This window comes from Micrococcus sp. HSID17227, from assembly GCF_003989405.1.
In the GTDB taxonomy this organism is placed as follows: domain Bacteria; phylum Actinomycetota; class Actinomycetes; order Actinomycetales; family Micrococcaceae; genus Micrococcus; species Micrococcus luteus.
The window spans coordinates 1-5,135 of sequence record NZ_RBLN01000159.1; the positions used below are offsets into that span (position 1 = coordinate 1).

Genomic DNA, 5,135 nt, shown 5'->3' on the forward strand with positions numbered 1-5,135 from the left:
TCTGCTGCCCGCGTTCGGGGACGTGCGGCGGATCGGCTCGGCGGCGCTGGATCTGTGCATGGTCGCGGACGGCACCCTGGACGCCTACGCCGAGTTCGGCACGCAGGAGTACGACTGGGCCGCCGGCGCGTTGGTGGCGGAGGAGGCCGGCGTCGCGGTGACGCGGCCCGCCTCGGCGGACGGCACGGCACATCCTGACTGGATGGTGGCCGGCGACGTGGACGGGTCCGCCCTGGCCGCCATGACGGGGGAGAGGGCATGAGGCGGATCGTCGGAGACCCGTGGTTCTACCCGGTCCTGTTCGTGGCCGGCGGACTGACGTTCATGATCGCGGGGACGCGCCTGCAGCAGGTCGGCATGATCGTGGCCGGGCTCGTCCTGGCCGGCTACGCGGTCACGTACCGGTGGGCGGTCCGGGTCCGCTCGCGGCCGTTCGCCGGCGCGCAGGCGCACGTCGAGCGCGGCGGCGTCGTCGTGTTCTGGCGGCCGGGCTGTTCGTTCACGAGGCGGCTGGTCAAGGAACTGACGGCGCAGGAGCGGGAGCGCGCCTACTGGGTGAACATCTGGCAGGAGCCGGCGGCCGCGACGTTCCTCGAAGGGCTGCACGAGGCGCGCGACGGCCACCCCCACCAGGCCGTGCCCACCGCCTGGCTGCGTCGGCGCGACTACGTCGTGGCCACGGACGCGACCCGCGCCCGCCTGAAGGACACGCTGCGCCAGCGCGCCGGAGGTGACGCATGAGCGCCCTCGTCCGCCCGCTGCGCCCCGAGGACCACGAGGCGGTCGCCGAGCTCACCCTGGCGTCCTATGTCGACGGCGGCCACATCGCCCCCGACGACGCCTACGTGAAGACCCTCATGGACGTGGCCGACCGGGCCGGCCGCGCGGAGGTGCTCGTGGCCGAGGTCGACGGCGAGGTGGCCGGGTCCGTGGTGCTCACCCCGCCCGGCTCGCCCCTGGCCGAGACCTCCGGCGACGGGGAGTACGAGTTCCGCATGCTCGCCGTGCACCCGCGGTTCCACCGCCGCGGGGTGGGCGGCGCCCTGCTGGCCGAGATCGTGGCGCGGGCCCGCGCCGAGGAGGGCGTGGACGCCGTCGTGCTGACCACCATGCCCTCCATGACCGGCGCCCACCGGATGTACGAGCGCGCCGGCTTCGTGCGCGTCCCGGAGCGGGACTGGTTCCTCGCGGACGTGGTGCCGGACCTCGACCCGGCCGACGAGACCGGCCCGTTCCTCGTCTACCGGCTCGCGCTGGACTGACCCCGGGCGGGACATCGGCACCGGGACCCCATTCGGGGCGGGAAATCCCTGTCATGCGGGCCCGGAGCGCCGCGGTGGGGTGGATCTCCCGCCTCGAAGCGGTGGCGGCGGCCGGGCAGGCCCCGGCACTAGACTCGATTCCGATGTGGCCGCCGCCGCGCCGGCGTCGTCCACCCCGCCCCGACCCGTCACACGAGGAGATCCATGCCTGAGATCACCCGGGATCAGGTGGAGCATCTGGCTCGCCTGGCCCACATCCGGATGACCGACGAGGAGCTGGACACGATGTCCGGCGACCTGGAGAAGATCCTGGAGCACGTCTCCGCGGTCCAGGCCGCCGCGGGCGACGACGTGACGCCGACGTCCCACCCCATCGCGTTGGAGAACGTGTTCCGCGAGGACGTGCCGGCCGGCATGCTCACGCAGGAGGAGGCCCTCGACCAGGCGCCGGACTCCGAGGACGGCCAGTTCAAGGTCCCCGCCATCCTGGACGGAGAGTGATCACCCCCATGACCGAGACGTTCGACGTGAACGCGACCCTCGGCGCCGACGAGCTCGTCCGGCTCACCGCGCTGCAGATGGCCGAGCGCCTGCGCGCCGGCACCACCACCTCCGTGGAGCTCGTCCAGGCCCACCTGGACCGCATCGCCGCCCACGACGGCGACGTGCGCGCCGACGCCGCCGGCGACCGCGGCGTGCGCGCCTACCTCCACGTGAACACGGACGAGGCCCTCGCCGTCGCCGCCGAGGTGGACGCGATCCGTGCCGCCGGCGGCCCCGAGGCCGACGCCCTGCACCCGCTGGCCGGCGTGCCCGTGGCCGTGAAGGACAACATCGTCACGCGCGGCCAGCCGACCACGGCCGCCTCCCGCATGCTCGAGGGCTGGCTCAGCCCGTACGACGCCACGGTGGTGGCCCGCCTCCGCGAGGCCCGCCTGCCGATCCTCGGCAAGACCAACCTCGACGAGTTCGCGATGGGCGGCTCCACCGAGCACTCCGCGTTCGGCATCACCCGCAACCCGTGGGACGGGGACCGGGTGCCCGGCGGCTCGGGCGGCGGGTCGGCGGCCGCCGTGGCCGCCTTCCTGGCCCCCTTCGCCCTCGGCTCGGACACCGGCGGCTCCGTGCGTGAGCCCGCCGCGTTCACCGGCACGGTCGGCGTGAAGCCCACCTACGGCGCGGTCTCCCGCTACGGCCTCATCGCCATGGCCTCCTCGCTGGACCAGATCGGCCCCGCCGCCCGCACCGTGGCCGACACCGCGGCGCTGCAGCAGGTCATCGCCGGCCACGACCCGCAGGACTCCACGTCCCTGGCCGACGAGCCGGCGGACCTGACCGGCGCGGCCCGCGGCCGCGACCTGGCGGGGCTGCGCGTCGGCGTCGTGACGGACCTGCCGGCGGACGCGTTCCACCCGGGCATCCGGGCCGGCTTCGACGAGCACGTCGCGGCCCTGCGTGAGGCCGGCGCGGAGATCGTGGAGGTCTCCTGCCCCAGCTTCGACGCCGCCCTCGGGGCGTACTACCTGATCATGCCCTCGGAGGCCTCCTCCAACCTGGCCCGCTTCGACGGCGTCCGCTACGGCCACCGCGTGGTGCCCGACGGCGGCGGCACGATCGAGCAGGTCATGGGCGCCACCCGCGCCGCCGGGTTCGGCGCCGAGGTCAAGCGGCGCATCATCCTGGGCACCTACGCGCTGTCCGCCGGCTACTACGACGCCTACTACGGCTCCGCGCAGAAGGTCCGCACGCTCGTGCAGGAGGACTTCGCCCGCGCCTTCGAGCAGGTGGACGTCATCCTCACGCCCACCGCGCCGACCCCGGCGTTCGAGCTGGGCGCGAAGACGGACGACCCGATGACCATGTACGTCAACGACCTCGCAACCATCCCGGCCAACCTCGCCGGCATCCCGGGCATGTCCGTGCCGGGTGGCGTCGTCGACGGGCTGCCCTACGGCCTGCAGCTGATGGCACCGGCGCGCGAGGACGCGCGCCTGTACGAGGCCGGCGCCGCGCTCGAGCGCCTCGTCGGGGAGCGCCGGGGCGGGCCGGTGTGGGCCGAGGCCCCCGAGCTGGAGAAGGGCGCGCAGCGCGCCACCACCGCGACCACGGCAGGAGGCCGGGCATGAGCCACGCAGAGCAGACCATGGACTTCGCGGAGGCGATGGAGCGCTTCGACCCCGTGCTGGGCTTCGAGGTGCACGTGGAGCTGAACACCGCCACGAAGATCTTCTCCTCGGCGCCCAACGCGTTTGGCGACGAGCCGAACACCAACGTGACCCCGCTCGACCTCGGCCTGCCCGGCACCCTGCCGGTGCTCAACCGCGAGGTCGTGGAGTACGCGATCCGCCTGGGCGTGGCCCTGGACGCGCAGGTCGCCGAGACCTGCCGGTTCGCGCGGAAGAACTACTTCTACCCGGACACGCCGAAGAACTTCCAGACCTCCCAGTACGACGAGCCGATCGTCTTCGACGGCCACCTGGACGTCGAGTTGGAGGACGGTGAGGTCTTCCGCGTGGAGATCGAGCGCGCGCACCTCGAGGACGACGCCGGCAAGCTCACCCACGTGGGCGGCTCCGGGCGGATCCAGGGCGCCTCCGCGTCCCTCGTCGACTACAACCGTGCGGGCGTGCCGCTCATCGAGATCGTCACCAAGCCGATCGTCGGCGCCGGTGCGCGGGCCCCCGAGCTGGCCCGCGCCTACGTCACCGCGATCCGGGACATCGTGCAGGCCATCGACATCTCCGACGCGCGGATGGAGCGCGGCAACGTCCGCTGCGACGCGAACGTCTCGCTGATGCCCAAGGGCGCCACCGAGTTCGGCACCCGCACCGAGACGAAGAACGTGAACTCCACGCGCGCCGTGCAGCACGCGGTCACCCACGAGATCCAGCGCCAGGCCGCGGTGCTCGCCGCGGGCGGCACCGTGACGCAGGAGACCCGCCACTGGCACGAGGACACCCGCAGCACCACCTCGGGCCGCCCGAAGTCGGACGCGGACGACTACCGGTACTTCCCCGAGCCGGACCTCGTGCCCGTGCACGTGGACGCCGCGTGGGTCGAGCGCGTGCGCGCGGCCATGCCCGAGCTGCCGGCCGTGCGGAACAAGCGGCTCAAGGCCGAGTGGGGCTTCTCGGACGAGGAGTTCCGCGACGTCGTCAACGCCGGCGTCCTGGACGAGATCGTCGCGACCGTGGAGGCCGGCGCCTCCGCGGCGGCCGCCCGCAAGTGGTGGATGGGCGAGATCGCCCGCCTGGCGAACGTCCGCGAGGTCGCCGTCGCCGAGCTGGGGATCACCCCGGCGCACGTGGTGGAGGTCGAGGAGCTGATCGCCGCGAAGACGATCAACGACAAGATCGCCAAGCAGGTGCTCGATCTGGTGGCCGACGGCGAGGGCGCCCCGAAGGAGGTCGTCGCGGCGAAGGGCCTGGCCGTGGTGTCCGACGACGGCGCGCTCACCGAGGCCGTCGACGCCGCGATCGCCGCCAACCCGGACGTGGCCGAGAAGATCAAGGGCGGCAAGATGGCCGCCGTCGGCGCCCTGATCGGCCCGGTCATGAAGGCCACCCGCGGGCAGGCCGACGCCGGCCGCGTCCGCGAGATCGTGCTGGAGCGCCTGGGCGTGTCCTGACGACCGCGCGGGCCCTCAGCCGTCCAGGGCGGTGAGGGCCCGCGCCACGCGGGGCAGGGTCTTGCGCAGCAGACGCCGCCAGGACCCCGCGGCCCGCCCGCCGCCGATCGCGTCCCGGGCCGCCGCGTCGCGCAGCGGCCCCCGCGCCCTCGCCCCGAGCCGCACGCGGGCCCGCGGCGCCTCGGCCGCGCCCCGGGCCCGGCCCGGTCCCTGCCCCCGCCTGCCCCACCTCGCCCGGCGTGCGC

General features: G+C 74.2%; 6 protein-coding genes and 1 pseudogene. 6 read left to right on the forward strand and 1 reads right to left on the reverse strand.

The window, feature by feature from the left end; genetic code table 11:
- The 6 genes from D8M29_RS08400 to gatB all read left to right on the forward strand — a co-directional run.
- Window positions 1-262: inositol monophosphatase family protein (locus D8M29_RS08400; RefSeq protein ID WP_305034219.1), on the forward strand; the 262-nt coding region annotated here is incomplete at its 5' end.
- Complete coding sequence (locus D8M29_RS08405) at window positions 259-741, forward strand: hypothetical protein (protein ID WP_020625517.1); 483 nt, start codon at window positions 259-261, stop codon at window positions 739-741. The genes D8M29_RS08400 and D8M29_RS08405, both read left to right, overlap by 4 nt.
- Window positions 738-1,262: a GNAT family N-acetyltransferase gene (locus tag D8M29_RS08410; RefSeq protein ID WP_036317337.1), complete on the forward strand. Its 525-nt coding sequence runs from the start codon at window positions 738-740 to the stop codon at window positions 1,260-1,262. Before D8M29_RS08405 ends, D8M29_RS08410 begins: the two co-directional genes overlap by 4 nt.
- A 204-nt stretch (window positions 1,263-1,466) precedes the next feature.
- A complete protein-coding gene (gene gatC / locus D8M29_RS08415) occupies window positions 1,467-1,763 on the forward strand; it encodes an Asp-tRNA(Asn)/Glu-tRNA(Gln) amidotransferase subunit GatC (protein ID WP_002854348.1) in 297 nt (98 codons plus the stop codon).
- Window positions 1,764-1,771: 8 nt separating this feature from the next.
- A complete protein-coding gene (gene gatA / locus D8M29_RS08420) occupies window positions 1,772-3,388 on the forward strand; it encodes an Asp-tRNA(Asn)/Glu-tRNA(Gln) amidotransferase subunit GatA (protein WP_174233325.1) in 1,617 nt (538 codons plus the stop codon).
- Complete coding sequence (gatB, locus tag D8M29_RS08425) at window positions 3,385-4,890, forward strand: Asp-tRNA(Asn)/Glu-tRNA(Gln) amidotransferase subunit GatB (protein WP_036317331.1); 1,506 nt, start codon at window positions 3,385-3,387, stop codon at window positions 4,888-4,890. Before gatA ends, gatB begins: the two co-directional genes overlap by 4 nt.
- 15 nt (window positions 4,891-4,905) lie before the next feature.
- On the opposite strand, the pseudogene D8M29_RS08430 reads toward gatB, so the two are convergent.
- Window positions 4,906-5,135: pseudogene (locus D8M29_RS08430) on the reverse strand (hypothetical protein); the annotation flags it as partial.